The sequence below is a fragment of the Ruegeria sp. HKCCSA071 genome, from assembly GCF_017872555.1.
GTDB lineage: Bacteria > Pseudomonadota > Alphaproteobacteria > Rhodobacterales > Rhodobacteraceae > Ruegeria.
In genome coordinates this window covers 1,343,479-1,362,794 of the sequence record NZ_JAEDOX010000001.1, presented here as the reverse complement: position 1 = coordinate 1,362,794, position 19,316 = coordinate 1,343,479, and the positions used below count along the sequence as shown (strand labels likewise).

Below are 19,316 nucleotides of genomic sequence, written 5' to 3'. Positions count from 1 at the left end.
TTTAGCCGCGCCAGTCGACAAAGTCACCCAGCGCGGCACGATCTGTGCGAAAGTTATTTGCGGGATGCTTTCTGTCTGAATACCCAAAGGAAATTGCGCACAGGATCAGGCGGTTTTCCGGGATTTGAAAATATCTGTGCAGAAACGGGCCATACGCGGCTAATGCGGCCTGAGGAATGGTTGCCACACCCAGCGTCTGCGCTGCCAACGAGAAAGCCGTAACAAACCCTCCGCAATCCATTGCGCCATATGGTCCAAGTTCCGCCGGGCTTGAGATGATGGCGCAATGCGGTGCATCGAACAGAGCGAAATTGCGCATCATTTGTTGGGCCGATCTTGCCCGGTCCCCGCGTTCCACACCGACGGCTTCATAGAGCGCCCAACCGCACGCGCGGCGGCGGTCTTGATAGACACCGGAGTATGACGCGGGAAACGGAAGATCGGGGGCCGGTACGCCTGTTTCAGCTTCGTTTTGCATCGCAGCACGGAACCTGTCGGTCTCTGCGCCGCTTGTGATTACCAATTGCCACGGCTGCGCGTTACACCAGCTTGGGACCCGGGCCGCGCTGGCCACGATTTGCTCGATCTGCTCTTTTGGCACAGGGTCGGGCAGGAAGGCCCGGCAGGAATGGCGATTTTTCAGAAGGTTATTCAGTTCTGCAAATGACACAGGCGCCTCGTTTCTACGTCTCGACACTTAGGATGATCATGCCACGCCAGATGTACAAGAGACCGCTATTGCTGCCCGTTGGCTGCCAGATACCCGACAACCCCGGCGACGAGCAGGCCCAGAATAACGGCAATCGTGATCTTGATGGCTGACCAGGGGCGTTCCCCCTGAACCCGCCCGGTTCGGCCGTTTACCACAAATCGATAGGTCTGCCCGCGATATTTGTATGCCGCCAGCCAGATCGGTAGCAGAATATGCTTGAACGTGACGTCTCGTACCTCGGTGTCTAGCGTGTGGATACGCTGCTTGTCGCCCCCAATATCGAAACGAACATCCCGTTCGATCACGCGCGCCATATGCGCGCGGGCCTCGCTGTAGCCCTCTTTCAATTCGACCGTATACGCTTCGGCGCGAAACCCGGCGAGGTATTCTGGCTGGTAAGGCTCCAGCGCAGGCAGATCCCAAGGCTGCAGCGCGTCGGTGTAAGCCTTGGGCAGCGACTGCGAGGCCAGCACCAGGACGTCGTCAAAAACCCGCGCAACACGACCCGATTTGGGCGACCAGCGCACCTTTGGCACCTGCTGCTGAACCCGTTTACCGTCCCGCATCACTGTGTGGGTTTCATAATAGATCACGCCGCGCTCACCACGGTAGGCGGACTTGGTGTCGGCATCAAAGGTCCAGTACGGAACATAGATGCCCTGCATCTTGCGGCCCTTGCGGGCATAGTCCTTCAACCCGTTTGGCGCGAACCATAACCGACCCAGCCAATCACTCATCGCCTTATGCGCCTCGCGCTCGTCGAAAGCAAATGGCAGAACACCCTTTGGCTTAATATGCCGGTTCACGCCGGTGTCGGTTACCACCGGCGTGGCACAGAACGGGCATTCCGCAGCGTGCGTGTTGGGGTCGAATTCAACCTGCGCTGCACAGTTCGGGCAGGAAAGTACGCGGGTCTGTTCCAGCTCGCTGTCAGGCAGACGGTCCGCAATGGCCGCGTCAAAATCCAGTTCGCGCAGGCTGGCACCTTGCCAAGGGCCCGATCCGATTGGTTCCGAATGACCACAATGATCACATGTCAGCGTACCATTGCTAGGGCTGAATCGATAATCCGCACCGCATTGCTGGCAGGGAAAGCGGTGCTCTGCAAGGTCAGGGGCGTGTGTCATACGTTACCCAATAGTGTCAGGTCAGATGGAGGAGTATCGCGTTTCGGTCAGGCCCCCGGCGGCGGTGGCGGCAGAATGGTGAACAGTTGCGCCAGTTCCTGCACGTCACCGGCCTTTTTCCAGCCGTCCTGGCCCGCGGTCCAGACATAAGTGTCGCGCGTCAGATCGCCCTCGCTGGCCATTCGGCCCATCCTGGCTTTGGAGTATGGGCCGCTGGTCTGCCCATCCACGGCGATATGCCAAACATGCTCGACCGGCGGCGGCGGCGGGGCCGTATGAGCTGCCGGACGTGGGGCAGCGGGGGCGGGCGATCCCCACGGGCCGCTCGGCTGGCCCGCTGCCATGTTTGACATCTGCTGTGCCATCGCCATGCCCATTCCCATGCCAAGACCTGCGCCCATGCCACCGCCTTGGCTGGGGTTGCTGGCCGCAGCCGTCATTGCCTCTGCTGCGGAATACTGTGTGAACTTGCCCAGATCTCCGGCCAATCCCATCGAGGTCCGCTTGTCCAATGCGGCCTCGACCGCCGGCGGAAGCGAAATATTCTCGATGTAGAATTCCGGCATCTCCAGCCCATAACCATCCAGCACCGGGGAAACTTCAGCCGCGATCAGTTTGCCCAGATCAGCCGTGTTCGCCGCCATGTCCAATACAGGAATACCTGACCCCGAAATAACGCGGCTGAACTCCTGCACGATGATGTTGCGGACCTGAAAGCTGATCTCGCTCATGGTGAATTCGCCGTCGGTTCCGACGATTTCCACAAGGAACCTGGCCGGGTCTTTGACCCGAACGGTATAGGTACCATAGGCGCGTATGCGGGTCGGCCCGAACTCGGGGTCGCGCAGCATGATCGGGTTCTTGGTCCCCCATTTCAGGTCGTTGAACCGGGTCGTATTGACGAAGTAGATCTCGGACTTGAACGGCGACTGAAAGCCATGATCCCAGTGCTGCAACGTGGTCAGGATCGGCATGTTGTTGGTCTCAAGCATATAGAGACCTGGCGTGAACACATCCGCCAACTGCCCTTCATGTACAAATACGGCCGCCTGACCTTCGCGCACAGTCAGCTTGGCACCGTATTTGATTTCATGGCCTTCACGCTCGAACCGCCAGACCATGGTGTCGCGAGTGTCGTCAACCCAATGGATGACGTCAATGAATTCTCCGGTCAGAAAATCGAATATTCCCATTTGGGTTCTCCTGTCCTTGGTGTCAGAGCGGTTGCCCCATCATTTCCCGGGCAATGACATGCACGATGGGGCGGGCCTGATCGACTGTCACGCCTGGCTCCAGCCGCTTGTCATAAAGCATTGTCAGCAGTTTTTCGTCATGGCTCGTCAGCAGGGCAAACTCGTCATCATCATTGAAGATCGATGGGCGCGCTGCCGGGCTGTCGTTCGACAATCCCAGCCCCTGTGCGATTTCTTCGTGGATACAGCTGCGGCGGACCAGATCGGTCAGCTCGGCCCGGATCAACGCAACGGCGCGCACATATTTGTACGGAGACGCCGTTGTCGCCGAGGCAAAAACAAAACAATCGAAATTCGATCTCGGATTTGCGACCAGATCAAGCGAAGCCTGACTGATATTCGGGATCAGCTGTTTCAGTCGGGACACCACATAGGTGCTGTCGTCCTTGCCCGCGAAAAAGACGTGGAAGTTAGCGTTTCGGGAGACCACGGAAATCGGATGATCCGTCAGCCTCGCCAGGCGCGAAGCAAAGGATTGAACCCGTTCCGCATCCTGTTCCCGAACAGCGGGCAGCACGGAAGGCCCAAACTCGGTCTGGATGCGCACCGGCCCCGACCACCGGCTGAGTTGCCCGTCTGTCTGGCGGGAACCGATGGAAACGTTTTGGGTCGGATATTCGCTGTAGAACGCAATCGCTTCGAAATTTCGCGCCAGATCCTGGGCGTCATAAGGCGTATCGGGGCCGCCCCCGTCTGTCCGCAATAACCCCCGGACCAGAAGGTCGCGTTCGACACGCTGGTAAAACCGCGCCAGATCCTGACTTGCGGCAGATGGCGGTACATAGGCATTCGCCGCAACAGAAACAGGCGCCGGGCGCGCTTGTGGTGCAATCGAGGATGTCAGTGTTTCTTCGCAATTGGCCAAAGCCAAAAACGCCGCCATCCCCAACCCCAGTTTCAGATATGTAATATCCCGCACGCCCAGTTCAGCCTCAGCCGGGGACAGCGGTTCCAGCGTTGTCGCCGGTCCCGTCTCGTCGCGCCTTGGCGGATGCCAGAGTGTCGCGCAGTTCCGCTTCCATCTTCTGCAACTCGGCCTCGGCGGCAGCACGTTTGGCTTTTCCTTCATCCGCAATGGCAAGGCTTTCGTTGATGGTGCCGATCAGGTCTGCGTTGGCCTTTTTGACAGCTTCGATATCGAACACGCCGCGTTCCATTTCCTCGCGGATCATCTTGTTCGATTGACGCAGATTGGCAGCATTCGAAGTCAAGAGTTCGTTGGTCAAGTCGTTGGCGTCGCGCACCGCGGCGGCAGCTTCGGCGCTGCGCTGAATGGTGACGGCCTGTGCCAGTTGCGTTTCCCACAGCGGCACGGTGTTCACCAGCGTCGAGTTGATCTTTGTGACAAGAGACTTGTCGTTCTCCTGCACCAGCCGGATCGACGGCAGCGACTGCATCGTGACCTGACGGGTCAGTTTCAGATCGTGCACGCGGCGCTCCAGATCGTCACGCGCGGCGCGCATGTCACGCAGTTCCTGCGCTTTCATCACTTGTTCTTCTTCTGGCGCGGCCTGAACGGCAGCTTCCCTTTCGGGGATGTCGTGGCTGTCCAACTCGGTCAGCTTTTCTTCACCCGCCGCGATGTACAGCGCCAGTTCATCGTAGAAACCCAGAGTTTTTTCATAAAGCAGGTCCAGCGATTTGATGTCCTTGAGCAGTGTATGCTCATGCCCCAGAAGATCGTCGGTTATGCGGTCGATCTGCCCCTGAACTTCTTCGAACTGAGCGGTAAATTTCGCAAATGGCGCGGCCCTGCCCAGCAGCCTTTCCCACCAGCTGCGCTCGCGGCGCACATCCAGTTCACTGACTGAAAAACCGCGGATGGTGGTCACGATATTGCGTAGGCTGTCGCCTGCCGGGCCAACATCCTTGTTGCGCACATCCGCAAGCATGGCTTGACTGATTTCCTGCAATTCGGCCTGAGCGGAAGACCCGAAAGCAACAATCGAATTGGTGTTGCTCATGTCGATCTCGTCCATGCGCTTACGAATCTCGGCACTCACAGGTTCGTCGGCTTCTTCAAGCGAGATTACCTCGGCCTTTGGTTCGGGCAGGGCAACTGCGGTGACTTCCTGCACCAGTGTTTCGGCCTGAGCCGCCTTGTTCTTGATCTCATCGGACATGGGGATGTTCCTCGCTCAAATAATGGCCGGTCAGTCCAACCGGACGCCTTCGCGCTGCAGCCTTTCGCGCAGCACGTCGATTTCGACCGTCAGATCACTGCGGTCATCCAATAGCATTTTGCGCGTACGCGCGGCGAAATTCTGTTCCAGATCATCCAGTAGCGCGATGTAGTCTGTCATCGCCTGCGCATCGCGGGTCCGGGCATAGACATCCGCGAACTTGACAGTCGCATCACGCGCGCCCTGAAGATAAACCGTCATGTATTTCCGCGCGCCCGCCAGATCGCGGGGGTCTTCCTCGACCGTTCGGAAAAGGTCACGTGCGGTGTCCTGGAACCGTTCCAAACGGGCTTCGATCCGGCGATCACCCGCGCGTTTGATGGCGTCAGTCATCTCGGAAAGACGGTTTTCCGCATCCTCAACGACCCTGGCAACGCGATCTTGCTGAAAGGTGTCAATTCCTTCCATGCCCTTGTCCTTCATCGGATCAAACCCGAAGGAGGCCGAATGCAGAACGGTTGCTGCCACGCCGAACAAGACAGGGGCAAGCAGGCTGACTTGTGATGCCGCTTCAGCATTCAGAAACTCGGTCCGGTAGGACGCAAGACCGGCGCCCAGCCCTGTCAAAAGGCTGGCAAAGATTTTACGCGGAAACGCAGGCCGGCGTGCGGTTTTACGGGCGTTAAACGCGGCTTCGGCCCGCAGACCTTCGCGCAGCAAGAACGCAGCTGCCGTCAGCAGGCCAGCTGCGATCAGACCTATGGTCATGCCAATCGCGCCGTCGTTCAGCGACAGAAATACCAATGGGATGGCCGGTATGAACAAGACATTGGCACGCGCGCCCGCAGGTTCGACCCGCGCGCCATCGAATTGCCCACGGGGCTGAAGAGTGTTGCCGGACGTATCATCCTGAGGGCTGTATTTGCCGCCAAATCGCTTTGCCATGCGTTACAAGCCCCCAAGCACGCCTGTGCACACGCCAAACAAGAGCACCAGCAATACGGCGTAGGCGAATTTTTGCACTCCGCTTCCGGACATCACGCTCCCCAATTAGCAGCAATCACAGAAAATTTAGGGGATACGCAGGCTTGGCGCTAGGGGGAAGGTTGCCGAACCTGCATCACTTGCGGGGATTCTTGCCGATGGGCGGACGTTTTCTTTGCGGTCGCGTCGGGCGTTTGGGGGCCGCTTCGGGTTTGGTATCCGAATCCAGCCCAAGTTGATCGCGTATAACCCGGCGGCGGATTTCTTCGACTTCTCCCGGCTTCAGATTGCCCAATTGGAACGGGCCGTAAGAAACCCGCAACAAACGGTTCACATTAAAACCGATATCTTCCATCGCGCGACGGATTTCACGGTTCTTTCCTTCGCGCAGGCCGATGGTCAGCCAGGCATTGGCCCCTTGCTGGCGATCCAGCGTGACGGTCATCGGCTGGAACCGCTCTCCCTCAATCACCAGCCCTTTGCGCAGCGGTTCGAAATCTTCGTCTTTCGGGCGGCCGTTCACCCGTACACGGTATTTGCGCAACCAGCCGGTCGCGGGCAGTTCAAGCTTACGCTTGATAGCACCATCATTAGTCAGCAGCAGCAGACCTTCGGAATTCAGGTCAAGCCGACCAACGCTCATCACCCGCGGCATGTCTTCGGGCAGCTTGTCGAAAATCGTATCGCGCCCTTTTTCGTCGCGGGTTGTCGTAACCAGCCCAGCAGGCTTGTGATACAGCCACAAACGCGAGGGTTCCGGTTCCGAGACCGGTTTGCCGTCGACAATGATCTTGTCTTTCGCCGTCACGTTCAGGGCGGGGCTGTCGATGGTCTTGCCATTCACGGCCACGCGGCCAGCTTCGATCATGCGCTCGGCCTCGCGCCGCGACGCGACGCCAGCACGGGCCAGGACTTTGGCGATCCGGTCGCCAGGAGGAGGGGTCTTGTTCATGTCTGGGCCATACCCTATCCCGCGCGCTTGCGAAAGGCAGGTTTCTGATGCAGTCAGGGGCATGGTGTTCAAATCGCATATGGAACAGGCGCTGTGTGAGGCGCGCGCAGCAGCGGATCGCGGCGAAGTGCCCGTTGGTGCGGTCATAGTCGGGCCGGACGGCTCTGTTGTGGCGGTGGCAGGAAACCGGACTCGTGAGTTGAACGATCCTACGGCGCATGCAGAAATCCTGGCTTTGCGCGCGGCCTGTGCGCAGACAGGTTCAGAACGTTTGCCGGATCATGACCTTTATGTAACGCTGGAGCCTTGCGCTATGTGTGCCGCGGCCTTAGCGGCCGTGCGCATCCGGCGCATTTACTACGGGGCCGCCGACCCCAAATCGGGGGGCGTGGCACATGGGGCCCGCGTGTTTTCACACCCTCAGGCACACCATGCGCCCGAAGTCTATGACGGTATCGCCGGGGAAGACGCCGCAGAACTTTTGAAAGACTTCTTTGCGTCGCGCCGGAAGGGTGAGCCGGGCTGAAGCACGGACTACAGTTTGATTGGGTGCATCACCTCAGGCTCGATCACGTCCACACCGGGTAACCCGTCAACCAGCGCCTGAGCGGATTGCTCAAGAATCGGGAAGGTCTTGTAGTGGCACGGAATTACAGTCTTGAAGTTAAAATATCTATCAGCAGCGTAAGCGGTAGCTTTCATATCCATGGTGAAATGCCCGCCCGCTGACAGGATGCCGATATCGGGTTTGTAGTAATCCCCCATCCAGTCCATGTCGGCCATGATGTCGGTATCACCCGAAACATAAAGCATGCGCCCCTCGGCACTGATCATGAAGCCGACCTCGCTGCCGCCCGTGCGCAGGCCATCCGGTGTCGAAAAGGTCGAGCTATGAGAGGCCGGGACCATTGTTACCTTGACCCCGTCAAGGTTGACCGTGCCGCCCTTGTTGAAACCAATGGTCTCGATGCCTTCGGCTTCGGCCCAGTACCCCATCAGGTCATATTGTCCCACAACCGGAATTTTCAGGTGTTTGGCCAACGGCAGAACGTCGACGACATGGTCAAAATGCGTATGGGTCAGAAGGATGTGGGTGGCGCCATCAACGGCGGCGTTATGCTGTTCCTCGGGCAAGGCCGGGTTGCCGGTCAACCAGGGGTCGATTAGCAGCACCTGTCCCTGGGTTTCGATACGGAAACTTCCATGGCCCAACCAGATAATGTTCATAATTATTTCCTCCCGATCATTCTGTTGGCGGCAGCCTAACATCGGTTAAGTAAATTTCCATGGATTGGTTTCGTGAAATAGACGGGTACTGCGAGCGGTTGTCTCCAGCCTACTGGGCAGAGCCCGTTAACGCGGTTACAAACGCTGTATTTCTGATTTGCGCATGGGTCATGTGGCGGCGCTTGCGCAATCAGGACATGCTACTGGCCAAGGTACTGGTGGCGCTTTTGGCGATTATCGGGGTTGGCAGTTACCTGTTTCACACGCATGCGCAGGTATGGGCGGCTTTGTTGGATGTTGTGCCCATACTGTTGTTCATATTAGTCTATATTTTTGCGGTGAACAAAGACATCTGGAAGATGCCTTCGTGGTTGGCGTTCGGGGGTATGCTTCTTTTTCTTCCCTATGCGACGGCTGCTGTCCCACTGTTCCAAATGGTTCCGGGGCTTGGAGGGTCGGCGGTTTATGCACCGGTCCCTTTGCTGATCCTGATCTATGCTGTTCTTTTGAGCGGTCGTGATCCGATTCTGGCCAAAGGGCTGAAAATCGGGGCGTTGATCCTGATCCTGTCGATAACCTTCCGTGCCCTCGATATGCGTCTCTGTGGTCAATGGCCCGTGGGGACACACTTCATGTGGCATATCCTGAATGCCATCATGTTGGGCTGGATGATCGAAGTATATTGTGCGGCTCTCATCAGGGGTCATGTCACCCAAACTCATGGGTCATGAGCATACGGCACGGAGGCCTGTCGAGACCATCCTTCAGACTTGGGCTGGCTGTCAGTGAAGCTGCGCAGAGCTTTCTCAGTCCTTGAAGGCTGCGGCCAGATGATCGGGCAGGTTGAATTCGCTCAAGACCCGTGCGCGGCCCTCAGGCGACATCTTGCGAGCGGTCTTTTCAACGATGCTCTGGATTTTCTCGACCGAGTGTTTCGCCGCAAAGGGCTGGAAATACCATTTCAGAAACACAAAGCAGATCACATCTTCAAGCGCCTGCACCTCTGCATCGCGTTTGATGCCTTGCTTGCGCAGCATTCGGCCTGCAGCTTCGGCCTGCTCGGCGTCATAGCCTTCTTGAGTCATCAAACTCATCACCACGTCCGCGTGATGTACACCCTGCGCCTTTCGCCAGGCCAGATAACCCGCCCGGCCTTCCGGGAATTCACTGCGGGCAAGTTTCCACCGCTCCACATGTTGACCACGCGCCGCAATCTGCAAGGCGTCGGACGCACCCGGAAAAAGGCGGTCAAGCTCTGCGCTCATACGTTCGCCGTAAAGCTGCGCTTCGGGGCGGCCATCATCGCGATTGGGGTCATTTGCGTTGGCTGCATCGATGGCATCCAGGACCGCTTGTTTTTGCGTGTTCATCAGCTGCTCCACTTGCTTGTCAGAACCGCAAGTGCCCTGTGCAGTTCCCTTTTGGTATTTGCAGCAATGCTAACGACTCGCTTAGGGCTGTGCACCCTCGAATATGCGCTATGGCCGGGTCAGAGAGGGGAAATCCAACCCGGCCGGGACCTGCGCGTCACTTTGCAGGTTTAACCTTGTCCTGTGTGACCGGTTCCGTCACGGGCGACGGGAAGGTCAACGTGCGTGTCAGGTTGCTTGTGTCGATACCCAATGCCATGGCCGGTGCGGCCAAAAAGGTGGCGGACAAGACCGCGGCAATCATCAGGGGTTTCATGTTTTTCTCCGGTTTGCGTTGTGTCGCATAACTAGAAATGAACAATATAGTTCAGTTTTCAAGATCAATATTGAACTAATCAGTTCACTTTTTTGCATACCACTCATTCAGTTTTGAATGGCGGGTGTCATGCGGCGAAACTTAAACTCGGTACGGCCCATGGCGCAGCGGTCTTGCGACTGCCGCGACAGACAGGTAAACGCCCCATAACGTAGATGAGGGAAGCCGATGTCGATTGACCAAAGCACCGCCGCCAAAGTGGCCAAACTGGCCCGGATCAAGGTCGAGGATGACGCGCTGCCGGCGCTGGCATCCGAGTTCAATACCATCCTTGGGTTCATCGAACAGCTGAACGAAGTGGACGTCGACGGTGTCGAGCCGATGGTCTCGGTCACGCCGATGCGGCTGAAACGCCGTAAGGACGAGGTGACCGACGGCAACCAGCAGGACAAGGTTCTGGCCAACGCGCCTGACGCCCGCGAAGGGTTCTTCGCTGTTCCCAAAGTGGTGGAGTAAGACATGAGCGATTTGAACAAACTGGGTCTGGCCGAGGCGCGCGATGCCCTGCGTTCCGGTGACGTCACATCTGTCGAGTTGACCGACGCCTGCCTGAAAGCCATTGACGAGGCAGATGCGCTGAACGCCTTTGTCCACAAGACACCCGAACTTGCGATGGAGCGGGCCAAGGCCGCGGATGAGCGGATCCAGCATGGCGACGCACCGTCGATGTGTGGCCTGCCGATCGGTATCAAGGATCTGTTTTGCACCAAGGGTGTGCCGTCGCAAGCGGCGTCGAAAATCCTGGAAGGGTTCAAGCCGGAATACGAATCCACTGTTTCTCAGCAACTGGCCGATGCAGGCGCGGTGATGCTGGGTAAACTGAACATGGACGAATTCGCCATGGGATCGTCCAACGAAACCTCGACCTATGGCAATGCGGTCAGCCCGTGGCGCCGTGGCAACGATGATGCGCAACTGACACCGGGGGGCTCGTCTGGCGGGTCTGCATCTGCCGTGGCTGCTGATTTGTGCCTGGCTGCGACAGGTACCGACACCGGAGGCTCGATCCGCCAGCCTGCGGCTTTCGTTGGCATCACGGGCATCAAACCCACCTATGGTCGTTGCTCGCGGTGGGGCATCGTCGCCTTTGCGTCCTCGCTGGATCAGGCAGGACCAATGACCAAGAACGTACGTGATGCAGCGATCATGCTGGAAACCATGTGCGGGCATGACCCCAAGGATTCGACCAGTGCCGAACTGTCCGTCCCGAATTTCGAGGCCATGCTGACCGGTGACATCAAGGGCAAGAAGATCGGTATCCCGAAAGAGTACCGTATGGACGGCATGCCCGCCGAGATCGAAAAACTCTGGGCCGATGGCGCAGCGATGCTGAAAGCTGCGGGTGCCGAGATTGTCGACATCTCGCTTCCGCACACCAAATACGCACTGCCCGCCTATTACGTGATTGCCCCGGCCGAGGCGTCTTCGAACCTCGCCCGTTATGACGGTGTTCGCTATGGCCGCCGCGCACAGCTGGCGCAGGGCGATGGCATCACCGAGATGTACGAAAAGACCCGCGCCGAAGGCTTTGGCCCAGAGGTGCAGCGCCGCGTGATGGTCGGCACATATGTGCTGTCCGCAGGTTTCTATGACGCCTATTACAATCGCGCGCGCCGGGTCCGGACATTGATCAAGAAAGACTTCGAAGACGTGTTTGCCGCAGGCATCGATGCCATTCTGACACCGGCAACCCCTTCGGCGGCTTTCGGTCTGGGTGAAATGACCGAGGCGGACCCTGTTCAAATGTATTTGAACGACGTCTTTACAGTTACCGTGAACCTCGCTGGCTTACCCGGTATCTCGGTCCCCGCAGGGCTGGATGCACAAGGTCTTCCCTTGGGGTTGCAGCTGATCGGGCGCCCGTGGGAAGAAGGTGACTTGCTCAACACCGCTTATGCGCTGGAAAACGCAGCCGGATTTGTGGCCAAGCCCGGCAAATGGTGGTAAGCCTTCGGGCAACTGGATTTCTGAAAACGGAGCCAAACAATGCGTGTTTTGCTTTTGGTCCCGGCCCTGACACTGGCTGCGGCTTGCACCAATGTCGCGCCGTTGACCAGCACGGGTTTCAACACGCCTGAATATCAGGCGCAGCGCGAGGCTCAATTGGCGGGCCAGGGTGGGGCGATCAATCCTCTGCTGGCTCCGGTCGATGTTTCCCAGCAACCGCTGGGCGCGTCGGGAGCATCGACCTTTGCAACGGGTGAGAATGCGGACATCGCCAACCAGACTGCCGCTGCGTTGGCCAGCACGTCCGGGCAATCCGCGGTCCCCGTGTCGCCGGCTTCCGGCTCCAGCAGCAGTGCGATCTCTGACGAGCAGGACTTCGCAGTCGTGTCCGAGAGGCGCAGCATCCAATCCGATGCCGCCCGGATTGAGCAAAACCGCCAGACCTACGAAGTCGTCGCGCCAACCGCCGTGCCCGAGCGCACGGCGAGTGGCCAGCCGAATATCGTACAATATGCGCTGAGCACCTCCAATCCGGTGGGCACGCAACTCTACAGCCGCTCTGGTTTCAACCTGCAAGCCAAGGCACAGCGGAACTGCGCGCAATTCCCGTCACCGGATCAGGCTCAGATCGAATTCCTGTCCAACGGCGGTCCGCAACGTGACCGCAAGGGGCTGGACCCGGACGGCGACGGCTATGCCTGTGGCTGGGACCCCAGCCCGTTCCGCAGTGCCGTTAACAACTGACGCCCTGGCGCCGATCTGGCACCCGTCTCCGAATTTCGGCAAGCGCCGGGGCGGGCTGGTGCCATCCTTAATCGTGATCCACTATACGGCCATGGACGGTGCGCAGGCGGCTCTGGATCGCCTGTGCGACCCGGCTTCCGAGGTTTCGGCTCATTACCTGATCGGGTGCGATGGCACCCTTTGGCAAATGGTGCGGGAAGAAGATCGCGCCTGGCATGCCGGGGCAGGGGAATGGGACGGCAAGGACGACATAAACTCGCGCTCGGTTGGGATCGAACTGGATAACACCGGGACACATCCGTTTTCGCAGCCGCAAATGGCGGTGTTGGAACAGCTGTTGCCCCTGATCATGACCCGCTGGTCCATTACTCCGTCCGGGGTTATCGGACATTCCGACATGGCGCCCGGGCGCAAATCCGACCCTGGGCCGCGCTTTGACTGGAACAGGCTCGAAAAGCAGGCGCTGGCCAAACCGCGCGGCACAGGAGTTGATCCGATGTCACCCGACGCAGAAGCATTTCGCACCTCTGCTCGGATGGCAGGTTTCACCGCCCCCGTGGACGATGTAAAACTGCTGGCCGCTGTCCGATTGCGATTTCGCCCCTGGGCGAAAGGTCCGCTGGACATGGCGGATATCAATGCGCTCACCCCGTCGGACACAACAACCTGATCCGCTCTTCATCTGGCCAAAAATATCCCGGGGTTGAATTGGCCGCAGGCCAAGAAGGGGCTGGCCCCTTCTCGAACCCGTCAGCTCTTGACGCCGCAGACCACAAAGCCTACCCAGCCCAGGCGCGGAGGGCCGGATGGCCGCTGGGGCGTACGCCCGAGAGGAAAGTCCGGACTCCACAAGACAACGGTGCCGGGTAACGCCCGGGCGGGGCAACCCGACGGAAAGCGCCACAGAAATCAGACCGCCCAGGGCCTCGGCCCCGGGTAAGGGTGAAACGGTGGGGTAAGAGCCCACCGCGCCGCTGGCAACAGGGGCGGCACGGCAAGCCCCACCGGGAGCAATGCCAAATAGGGTCCCCGCGCGGTCCGGTCGGCGTAAGCCGATACCGCCGCTAAGCGCGTCTTGGCCGAGAGGGACCGGGTTGGCAGCTTGAGCCGTGCAGCAATGCACGGCCTAGAGGAATGGTCATCGAAGGGGGCAACCCCGGAACAAGATCCGGCTTACAGGCCCTCCGCGCGTATCTTCTTATCCTCCGGGCGGCGTGTAGGTCCCCGCCAATCTTGCGGCTTTCTCAGTGACCGAAACGAACTCGTCCGCAGTCCAGGCGCGAACCGTTTCTATGTTCGTGACCGCACCCGATGCCGCGACCGCCATGCCGACCGCCACAGCATCTGTTCCGTCCGGCGCTTCGCTGATCACGACCACGTCATTGCTGCCGGTTGTCATGTAGAAGGATAGCAGTCGACCGCCGACTTTCTCCAACAATGCTTTCACCGGGCCGGTACGGTTCTCGGGCTTTTGCAACATGCCTTTGACACCAGCTTGCGAGTAAGTTGCGTAGGTAATGAAAACAGGCATTGGTACCTCCGTTTTAACGAGAAATCACGGGGCCTTTCAGTCAGCCGACCCCGAGGGCCGTCGTACGTCAAATGCCGGAGATCAGCGGTGCCGCGATGTGCCAAAGACCCGCGCCGATAAGCGCCACACCTGACACCGGCACCAGCCACCGGGCTGTCGGCAGAAGCTTTTCCAGCGCGACATAGGCGGCAATGCCAACGATCCAGTAGAGGTTCATGATTCCACCGACGAAAAGCAGCAGCATCAACGCCCAGCAGCACCCCAGGCAATATGTGCCGTGCAGGGCTCCGGTTCTGAGCGCGCCGAAGGGGCCGGGCCGGTTGTGACCGGCCAGAAACCTTACAGGGCTCTGGCAGTAACGAAGGCACGCATTCTTCAAACTTGAAAACTGATAGAATCCGGCAGCCAGCAGAACACATCCCGCGAAGGGGCCAGAGCGGATTGTCATCATCGGCCCGCTCGACAGCCCGATATGTTCCAACCCCCACTGCAATGCCGTTGCAGTCAGGCTGAACGCACCCCAAGTCACCAGATAGCCCAACAGGAAACACAGGCTGAACGTTGCGGCGCGGTCTTTCTCAGGGCCTATGCGCTTTGTCGCTGCAAACAAAAGCACGGCTGGCGCGGCACTTGGGGTCATCATGGCAATCATCATGATCCACCACATCAGGAAGATGAGCAGGGTGTAACCGAAGCTCCAGACGGTTGCGGAACCCATCTGCATGGGCTCTCCAACCGGGCCTGCCATGCGGGTCATTTCGACCGCAGACATATTCATCCCGACGCCGGCAACTGTGTACCAGGTGGCTGCAAGAATGATCAGAAGGACGCTGCCCAACACGATTGCATTGTCCTGCCTCAACAGCCGCTCAATCGCCCCGGCAGGGGCTGTCGCACTCTGTCTGGTCATGAGAGGGTCTCCGGCTACGCGCCCAGAACACCGTGACCGGAGAGGTTCAGATGTGCGAGATGAGCGTGCGTGGCGTCAAAGGTAAGACTAATCTCACCACCCGTTGTTTTGGCCGACCCCGAGGCAGCCTCGGCGTGGCGGTACTCAAAGCCGTTCGGCAACTGGATCGATGCCCTGTGCGCAGCGCCCGATACGATATGAGGAATCGGGCTGACCTCGACGTCGAAGACCCCTTGAACCCTGGCATAGCCACTGCGATCATCGCGGTTCCAGTTCAATTCGATCGGTACAAAAAGCGTTTCATGTTTCGTCGGTGCCATCGCACTGTAAACGTACCACATGGTCGCCATTTCATCGGTGTCTTCGCCGGTCATGATGGCCTGCAATGCTGCGCGCTGTTCGGCTGTAGCACTTTCGTCAATGATCAGTTGCATCTGACCATTGCCTTCGTGGATCGGTCCCGGCCAGTGATAAACACCTGCTGCCCGCAAACCTGCCAGATCAGTATCGCCATAATGTCCGCTTTCGATGTCGAAAACGACCACTGCCTCGCAATTGCCATGAGATGGAAGAACGCTGAATTGGCAGGGGCAACCGAAATTGCAATTACAATTGGCCAGTTCTTCGCCCTGAATAACCCACTCTGTCATGATAGCCCCCCAAGAAAAGCTGCGTAAAACAACACTGCTCCGCGCGGGCATTACCTGTTTACACTGCCTTGGCCGTCGAGCCTGAAGTCGGCCTCTTGGACGTATCAGCCGCGGTAAACCTATCACGATATCGTGATATGTACAAACTTAGTCACTGCCGTCCGGTCCTCACCGGCTTGGAAATACAGTCCAGAATCCCGTGGGGGTTGAACGTGGTATTCGCCTTTGCATTCCTCTGATAGAATTGGGGCATATTTTGAAAAACCGGGAGGATTGTCATGAGCTTTATGAAGACACTTGCGTCCGTTGCAGTTGGTTTCGCAGCCGCGAAGGGGCTGGAAAAATACCAGAAAATGGGCGGAATGGCTGGCTTGCAGGACATGATGCAAGGCGCAGGCGGTGGCCTTGGCATGGAACAGCTCGGCAAGATGGCCGAACAGTTCGGCCTTCCCGGAGGTGCGACAGGCCTCCAGGATATGATGGGCAAGATGGGGTTGGGGGGCAGTTCCGCCGGTGCCGCCGGTCTTGGCGGGCTTTTGAATGCGATGCAGGGGGCGGCCAGAACGGGCAGCCAGCAGACCACCGACATGATGGAGACCGTGTTTGGCGAAACACCAGCCGGTGCCGCGATGGAAGCTCAGGCCAAGCTCATGTTGCGGGCGATGATTCAGGCGGCCAAGGCAGACGGCGAGCTGGACGAGCACGAGAAAGAAACGATCCTCGGAGAGTTGGGCGATGACATCAGTGACGAGGAACGCGCATTTGTGCAGGAACAACTGAACGCACCCGTCGATGTCATGGGCCTGGCAGCTGATTCTGGGGCGCCTCTCAGAACGCAGATTTATGCGACATCTCTGGCGGCAATACGGTTGGACAACGATCGCGAGGCCGCATATTTGCGGCAATTGTCCACTGCGCTGGGTCTTTCGGACAGTGAAAGAGACCAGATTCACAGCTATATGGGTGCACCAACGTTACCGGGTTAAATCTGTGCCCGATTCCTGTGCTGGGTTGTCCGATTGGCCTTGACATGCACAGCGTAGCGCGTAAAAGCGCACGCTCATAGGAATTCAACCGAAAGGCCCCTGCCTTTCCGGACGCAGGAGATAACCATGGCGAAGCCGACGACAATCAAGATCCGTCTGAACTCGACCGCGGGCACGGGCCACTTCTACGTGACCAAAAAGAACGCGCGCACCATGACCGAGAAAATGACCATTCGTAAATACGATCCGGTCGTTCGCAAGCATGTCGAGTACAAGGAAGGCAAGATCAAGTAATCTTTCCGTTCCATTTGGACTTTCCAAAAAGGCTCTGCTTGGCAGAGCCTTTTTTTGTGCTGAATTCCGGTGGTTGGTTGCCAAGAACATCAACATACCCATCTGGGGCCGTTGCAGGAGCGCATCAGCCACCGATGCAATCGCATTGGCTGTGGCTTGCTTTTTGTGCCGACCTGCAAGTACGCTTGAGCAAACCGCCACAAAATGTTGACCGCCATGAAAAAAATCTTGTTATCCACAATAGCCGTTCTGACTTTGGCGGCTTGTGAAGACCCGTTCAACCGTGAAGGTGTCGGGTTTACCGGAATCGATGGCGAACCCCGCACGATTTCCGACGTCCCCGGAGCCGTTGCTTTTTTGCCGCCTGAAACGAATGTCCCGGCTGAGCTGGCAGAACTTCAGACCGTTACTCTATTGGCTGATGAAGTGGACCCCTCCAAGGTGGCAGCCGTTGCTATCGACAATGGCGGGCGGACGCCGGACAATGCGGTTCAGCTACAAGGCAGCGATACGAACCTGTTCCTGAGCACCGTCAGCGTCAACGGAACCTTGTTTGGTGTCCTTCGCACGCCGACGAACAGCGTAAAAGTCGACAACTCGATCGGTGTTGGTTTTGCGCAAGAGGCCGAGCGTTTTACCGGGTGCCTGCCTGCTGGTGATGTGTTCCGCAAAGGCACGTCCGAGCGTAGTTCGGGCTTTGCGGTGCCGTTGAACTGCAGCTAAATCTCATACCTTCTGATGTATCAAGCCCTCGCCGATCTGGTGGGGGCTTTTTCTTGTCTGGGTACGCGCGGACGCCAAAGCTTTGTCTGGAAGGACTTGTGCATCGGGCAAGCGCGATCATCAGTTGGTTCTAAACGAAAAAAGGCCGGTCTGACGACCGGCCTTTATCCCTTACATTGGTTTGCAATTACTCGCGGTTACCCAAGAATTGCAGCAGGAACATGAACAGGTTGATGAAATCCAGGTACAGGTTCAACGCGCCCATGATAGCGGCCTTGCCCAGCCATTCCTGATCGCCACTATGGGCCATTTGCAAGTATGTGTTCTTGATATTCTGGGTGTCATAGGCGGTCAGGCCCGCGAAGATCAGAACGCCGATGGCCGAGATTGCAAAGGCAACCGCCGAAGACGCCAGAAAGATGTTCACAACCATCGCGACGATCAGGCCGATCAGGCCCATCATCAGGAAAGTGCCCATGGCGGACAAGTCTTTCTTGGTTGTGTAACCATACAGGGAAAGGCCCGCGAACGCGATTGCGGTGATCAGGAAGACCTGAATGACTGACTCACCGGTGAAAACAAGGAAAATCCAGCTGATCGAAACGCCCATCACCGCTGCAAAAACGTAGAACACCAGCTGTGCGGCGGCCGCCGACATACGGTTGATCCCGGCGCTGAAGCCGAAGACAAACAGCAGGGGTGCAAACATGATGACCCAGCGCAGGGGCGATGCGTAAATGCTATAGCCCAGCGATGTCAGATAGGTATCGGCATTCAACTGTGCCGCCGCGGCTGACGGATCGCTAGTGGTTGCCAGGCCCGCGATGGCCCAGGCTGCTGCGAATGTGATCAGCATGCCTACGGACATAGTGCCATAGACTTTGTTCATATGGGCGCGCAGGCCCTCATCAATCTCGGCAGCGCGCGCGCCGGCCGCCGTCCGGATCGTGTCGAATTGTGCCATCAAAGGGTCTCCCTTTACATAATTATGCAGCCCCCGGCTGTGCGGGAAGCGTTCTAGGCAAATATCGGCAACTCAGGGCTGTGTTTCAAGTATTTACCGCGGAAAACCAACTAATTTACGCAACAAAAGTGGCGATCCGTAACAAGTGACCGCCACTCATGAACTAAAGATTTGTATTTGCATCATTTCTGCCAGAAATCCGGCGCGTCCCAGACGAAGCGTCTGGCTTCGGCGTCGGCCTCTGATCTGGAGATTCCGATGTCCTGAAGGGCGCGATTATCAAGTCGCGCCAGCTGGCGGCGTTGACGCTTCAGGGAAACAGCACGCCTGATGATAGTGCTGAGTGATTGCTTTTTCTGCTTGCAGGGGCGATGAATGGCAATTTGGGTCATATTTATTGTCCTTTCGTCTCTTTTCGATGGTTTCGCTTGTCTTCATCAATT

The 19,316-nt window shown here is 58.0% G+C and carries 24 protein-coding genes and 1 other RNA gene; 10 read left to right on the top strand and 15 right to left on the bottom strand.

From position 1 onward, the window contains the following. Position 1: 1 nt before the first annotated feature. From I9188_RS06775 to I9188_RS06745, 7 genes are all read right to left on the bottom strand, one after another. Positions 2-670 carry a nitroreductase gene (locus I9188_RS06775; RefSeq protein ID WP_209504638.1) on the bottom strand — a complete coding sequence of 223 codons (669 nt, stop codon included), beginning with the start codon at positions 668-670 and terminating at the stop codon, positions 2-4. Between the two features lie 65 nt (positions 671-735). Continuing rightward, positions 736-1,839 carry a TFIIB-type zinc finger domain-containing protein gene (locus I9188_RS06770; RefSeq protein ID WP_209504637.1) on the bottom strand — a complete coding sequence of 368 codons (1,104 nt, stop codon included), beginning with the start codon at positions 1,837-1,839 and terminating at the stop codon, positions 736-738. 47 nt (positions 1,840-1,886) lie between these two features. Next, positions 1,887-3,032 carry an SPFH domain-containing protein gene (locus I9188_RS06765; protein WP_209504636.1) on the bottom strand — a complete coding sequence of 382 codons (1,146 nt, stop codon included), beginning with the start codon at positions 3,030-3,032 and terminating at the stop codon, positions 1,887-1,889. Between the two features lie 22 nt (positions 3,033-3,054). Next, positions 3,055-4,011 (bottom strand): DUF2927 domain-containing protein, encoded by a 957-nt coding sequence (locus tag I9188_RS06760; RefSeq protein ID WP_348540324.1) that lies wholly within the window; start codon positions 4,009-4,011, stop codon positions 3,055-3,057. Positions 4,012-4,024: 13 nt separating this feature from the next. Further along, complete coding sequence (locus I9188_RS06755; protein WP_209504635.1) at positions 4,025-5,215, bottom strand: toxic anion resistance protein; 1,191 nt, start codon at positions 5,213-5,215, stop codon at positions 4,025-4,027. 30 nt (positions 5,216-5,245) lie between these two features. Next, positions 5,246-6,160: a 5-bromo-4-chloroindolyl phosphate hydrolysis family protein gene (locus I9188_RS06750; RefSeq protein WP_209504634.1), complete on the bottom strand. Its 915-nt coding sequence runs from the start codon at positions 6,158-6,160 to the stop codon at positions 5,246-5,248. 175 nt (positions 6,161-6,335) lie between these two features. After that, positions 6,336-7,151 (bottom strand): pseudouridine synthase, encoded by an 816-nt coding sequence (locus tag I9188_RS06745; RefSeq protein WP_245220429.1) that lies wholly within the window; start codon positions 7,149-7,151, stop codon positions 6,336-6,338. 61 nt (positions 7,152-7,212) lie between these two features. Between I9188_RS06745 and I9188_RS06740 the strand changes: the two genes are divergently transcribed. Further along, positions 7,213-7,677 carry a nucleoside deaminase gene (locus tag I9188_RS06740; RefSeq protein WP_209504632.1) on the top strand — a complete coding sequence of 155 codons (465 nt, stop codon included), beginning with the start codon at positions 7,213-7,215 and terminating at the stop codon, positions 7,675-7,677. Positions 7,678-7,685: 8 nt separating this feature from the next. Here the strand turns inward: I9188_RS06740 and I9188_RS06735 are convergent, their stop codons facing one another. Beyond that, positions 7,686-8,378 carry a metal-dependent hydrolase gene (locus I9188_RS06735; protein ID WP_209504631.1) on the bottom strand — a complete coding sequence of 231 codons (693 nt, stop codon included), beginning with the start codon at positions 8,376-8,378 and terminating at the stop codon, positions 7,686-7,688. A 59-nt stretch (positions 8,379-8,437) separates the two neighbouring features. Here I9188_RS06735 and I9188_RS06730 point away from each other — a divergent pair, with 59 nt between their 5' ends. Then, positions 8,438-9,109, top strand: coding sequence for a ceramidase domain-containing protein (locus I9188_RS06730; RefSeq protein ID WP_209504630.1), 672 nt, complete (start codon positions 8,438-8,440; stop codon positions 9,107-9,109). A gap of 75 nt (positions 9,110-9,184) precedes the next feature. On the opposite strand, the gene I9188_RS06725 is transcribed toward I9188_RS06730, so the two are convergent. Next, positions 9,185-9,748 carry a DUF4202 domain-containing protein gene (locus I9188_RS06725; RefSeq protein WP_209504629.1) on the bottom strand — a complete coding sequence of 188 codons (564 nt, stop codon included), beginning with the start codon at positions 9,746-9,748 and terminating at the stop codon, positions 9,185-9,187. 157 nt (positions 9,749-9,905) lie between these two features. Next, complete coding sequence (locus I9188_RS06720) at positions 9,906-10,064, bottom strand: hypothetical protein (RefSeq protein ID WP_209504628.1); 159 nt, start codon at positions 10,062-10,064, stop codon at positions 9,906-9,908. Between the two features lie 228 nt (positions 10,065-10,292). On the opposite strand from I9188_RS06720, the gene gatC reads away from it, so the two are divergent. The 5 genes from gatC to rnpB all read left to right on the top strand — a co-directional run bounded on the left by gatC (position 10,293) and on the right by rnpB (position 14,007). Beyond that, positions 10,293-10,580 carry an Asp-tRNA(Asn)/Glu-tRNA(Gln) amidotransferase subunit GatC gene (gene gatC, locus I9188_RS06715; protein ID WP_209504627.1) on the top strand — a complete coding sequence of 96 codons (288 nt, stop codon included), beginning with the start codon at positions 10,293-10,295 and terminating at the stop codon, positions 10,578-10,580. A gap of 3 nt (positions 10,581-10,583) precedes the next feature. Then, complete coding sequence (gene gatA, locus I9188_RS06710) at positions 10,584-12,071, top strand: Asp-tRNA(Asn)/Glu-tRNA(Gln) amidotransferase subunit GatA (protein WP_209504626.1); 1,488 nt, start codon at positions 10,584-10,586, stop codon at positions 12,069-12,071. A gap of 39 nt (positions 12,072-12,110) precedes the next feature. Continuing rightward, entirely contained in the window at positions 12,111-12,815 is a 705-nt protein-coding gene (locus tag I9188_RS06705; RefSeq protein ID WP_209504625.1) for an excalibur calcium-binding domain-containing protein, read from the top strand. Then, positions 12,766-13,485: an N-acetylmuramoyl-L-alanine amidase gene (locus tag I9188_RS06700; protein WP_209504624.1), complete on the top strand. Its 720-nt coding sequence runs from the start codon at positions 12,766-12,768 to the stop codon at positions 13,483-13,485. The genes I9188_RS06705 and I9188_RS06700 overlap by 50 nt, the downstream gene beginning before the upstream one ends. Before the next feature lie 124 nt (positions 13,486-13,609). Continuing rightward, an RNA gene (gene rnpB, locus I9188_RS06695) (RNase P RNA component class A) lies at positions 13,610-14,007 on the top strand. A gap of 6 nt (positions 14,008-14,013) precedes the next feature. Here the strand turns inward: rnpB and I9188_RS06690 are convergent. The 3 genes from I9188_RS06690 to I9188_RS06680 all read right to left on the bottom strand — a co-directional run bounded on the left by I9188_RS06690 (position 14,014) and on the right by I9188_RS06680 (position 15,906). After that, the gene (locus I9188_RS06690; protein ID WP_209504623.1) at positions 14,014-14,346 is read right to left on the bottom strand and encodes a GYD domain-containing protein; all 333 of its coding nucleotides are present in this window, start codon (positions 14,344-14,346) and stop codon (positions 14,014-14,016) included. Positions 14,347-14,413: 67 nt separating this feature from the next. Further along, positions 14,414-15,256, bottom strand: a complete 843-nt coding sequence (locus I9188_RS06685) for a DUF2182 domain-containing protein (RefSeq protein WP_209504622.1) — start codon at positions 15,254-15,256, stop codon at positions 14,414-14,416. 14 nt (positions 15,257-15,270) lie between these two features. Continuing rightward, complete coding sequence (locus I9188_RS06680; RefSeq protein ID WP_209504621.1) at positions 15,271-15,906, bottom strand: DUF1326 domain-containing protein; 636 nt, start codon at positions 15,904-15,906, stop codon at positions 15,271-15,273. A 278-nt stretch (positions 15,907-16,184) separates the two neighbouring features. Between I9188_RS06680 and I9188_RS06675 the strand changes: the two genes are divergently transcribed. The 3 genes from I9188_RS06675 (at position 16,185) to I9188_RS06665 (ending at position 17,909) form a co-directional block, all read left to right on the top strand. Next, positions 16,185-16,892 carry a DUF533 domain-containing protein gene (locus tag I9188_RS06675; protein ID WP_209504620.1) on the top strand — a complete coding sequence of 236 codons (708 nt, stop codon included), beginning with the start codon at positions 16,185-16,187 and terminating at the stop codon, positions 16,890-16,892. 126 nt (positions 16,893-17,018) lie between these two features. Then, entirely contained in the window at positions 17,019-17,186 is a 168-nt protein-coding gene (gene rpmG / locus I9188_RS06670; RefSeq protein WP_037309480.1) for a 50S ribosomal protein L33, read from the top strand. Between the two features lie 216 nt (positions 17,187-17,402). After that, on the top strand, positions 17,403-17,909 hold the full coding sequence (locus I9188_RS06665) for a hypothetical protein (protein ID WP_209504619.1): 507 nt from the start codon (positions 17,403-17,405) through the stop codon (positions 17,907-17,909). Positions 17,910-18,096: 187 nt separating this feature from the next. Here the strand turns inward: I9188_RS06665 and I9188_RS06660 are convergent, their stop codons facing one another. Together I9188_RS06660 and I9188_RS06655 are read right to left on the bottom strand one after the other, a co-directional pair. Then, the gene (locus I9188_RS06660) at positions 18,097-18,873 is read right to left on the bottom strand and encodes a Bax inhibitor-1/YccA family protein (protein WP_209504618.1); all 777 of its coding nucleotides are present in this window, start codon (positions 18,871-18,873) and stop codon (positions 18,097-18,099) included. Positions 18,874-19,055: 182 nt separating this feature from the next. After that, positions 19,056-19,265, bottom strand: coding sequence for a DUF1127 domain-containing protein (locus I9188_RS06655; RefSeq protein ID WP_209504617.1), 210 nt, complete (start codon positions 19,263-19,265; stop codon positions 19,056-19,058). Between the last annotated feature and the right edge of the window lie 51 nt (positions 19,266-19,316).

Bases quoted from the DNA above. Each gene is read 5' to 3' on its own strand.
- I9188_RS06660 (WP_209504618.1), bottom strand. From the start codon at position 18,873: ATGGCACAATTCGACACGATCCGGACGGCGGCCGGCGCGCGCGCTGCC.
- rpmG (WP_037309480.1), top strand. From the start codon at position 17,019: ATGGCGAAGCCGACGACAATCAAGATCCGTCTGAACTCGACCGCGGGC.
- I9188_RS06770 (WP_209504637.1), bottom strand. From the start codon at position 1,839: ATGACACACGCCCCTGACCTTGCAGAGCACCGCTTTCCCTGCCAGCAA.
- I9188_RS06690 (WP_209504623.1), bottom strand. From the start codon at position 14,346: ATGCCTGTTTTCATTACCTACGCAACTTACTCGCAAGCTGGTGTCAAA.
- I9188_RS06740 (WP_209504632.1), top strand. From the start codon at position 7,213: ATGGTGTTCAAATCGCATATGGAACAGGCGCTGTGTGAGGCGCGCGCA.
- I9188_RS06685 (WP_209504622.1), bottom strand. From the start codon at position 15,256: ATGACCAGACAGAGTGCGACAGCCCCTGCCGGGGCGATTGAGCGGCTG.
- I9188_RS06755 (WP_209504635.1), bottom strand. From the start codon at position 5,215: ATGTCCGATGAGATCAAGAACAAGGCGGCTCAGGCCGAAACACTGGTG.
- I9188_RS06680 (WP_209504621.1), bottom strand. From the start codon at position 15,906: ATGACAGAGTGGGTTATTCAGGGCGAAGAACTGGCCAATTGTAATTGC.
- I9188_RS06675 (WP_209504620.1), top strand. From the start codon at position 16,185: ATGAGCTTTATGAAGACACTTGCGTCCGTTGCAGTTGGTTTCGCAGCC.
- I9188_RS06735 (WP_209504631.1), bottom strand. From the start codon at position 8,378: ATGAACATTATCTGGTTGGGCCATGGAAGTTTCCGTATCGAAACCCAG.
- I9188_RS06655 (WP_209504617.1), bottom strand. From the start codon at position 19,265: ATGACCCAAATTGCCATTCATCGCCCCTGCAAGCAGAAAAAGCAATCA.
- I9188_RS06700 (WP_209504624.1), top strand. From the start codon at position 12,766: ATGCCTGTGGCTGGGACCCCAGCCCGTTCCGCAGTGCCGTTAACAACT.
- gatA (WP_209504626.1), top strand. From the start codon at position 10,584: ATGAGCGATTTGAACAAACTGGGTCTGGCCGAGGCGCGCGATGCCCTG.
- I9188_RS06730 (WP_209504630.1), top strand. From the start codon at position 8,438: ATGGATTGGTTTCGTGAAATAGACGGGTACTGCGAGCGGTTGTCTCCA.
- I9188_RS06745 (WP_245220429.1), bottom strand. From the start codon at position 7,151: ATGAACAAGACCCCTCCTCCTGGCGACCGGATCGCCAAAGTCCTGGCC.
- I9188_RS06750 (WP_209504634.1), bottom strand. From the start codon at position 6,160: ATGGCAAAGCGATTTGGCGGCAAATACAGCCCTCAGGATGATACGTCC.
- I9188_RS06725 (WP_209504629.1), bottom strand. From the start codon at position 9,748: ATGAACACGCAAAAACAAGCGGTCCTGGATGCCATCGATGCAGCCAAC.
- I9188_RS06665 (WP_209504619.1), top strand. From the start codon at position 17,403: ATGAAAAAAATCTTGTTATCCACAATAGCCGTTCTGACTTTGGCGGCT.
- I9188_RS06765 (WP_209504636.1), bottom strand. From the start codon at position 3,032: ATGGGAATATTCGATTTTCTGACCGGAGAATTCATTGACGTCATCCAT.
- I9188_RS06705 (WP_209504625.1), top strand. From the start codon at position 12,111: ATGCGTGTTTTGCTTTTGGTCCCGGCCCTGACACTGGCTGCGGCTTGC.
- gatC (WP_209504627.1), top strand. From the start codon at position 10,293: ATGTCGATTGACCAAAGCACCGCCGCCAAAGTGGCCAAACTGGCCCGG.
- I9188_RS06720 (WP_209504628.1), bottom strand. From the start codon at position 10,064: ATGAAACCCCTGATGATTGCCGCGGTCTTGTCCGCCACCTTTTTGGCC.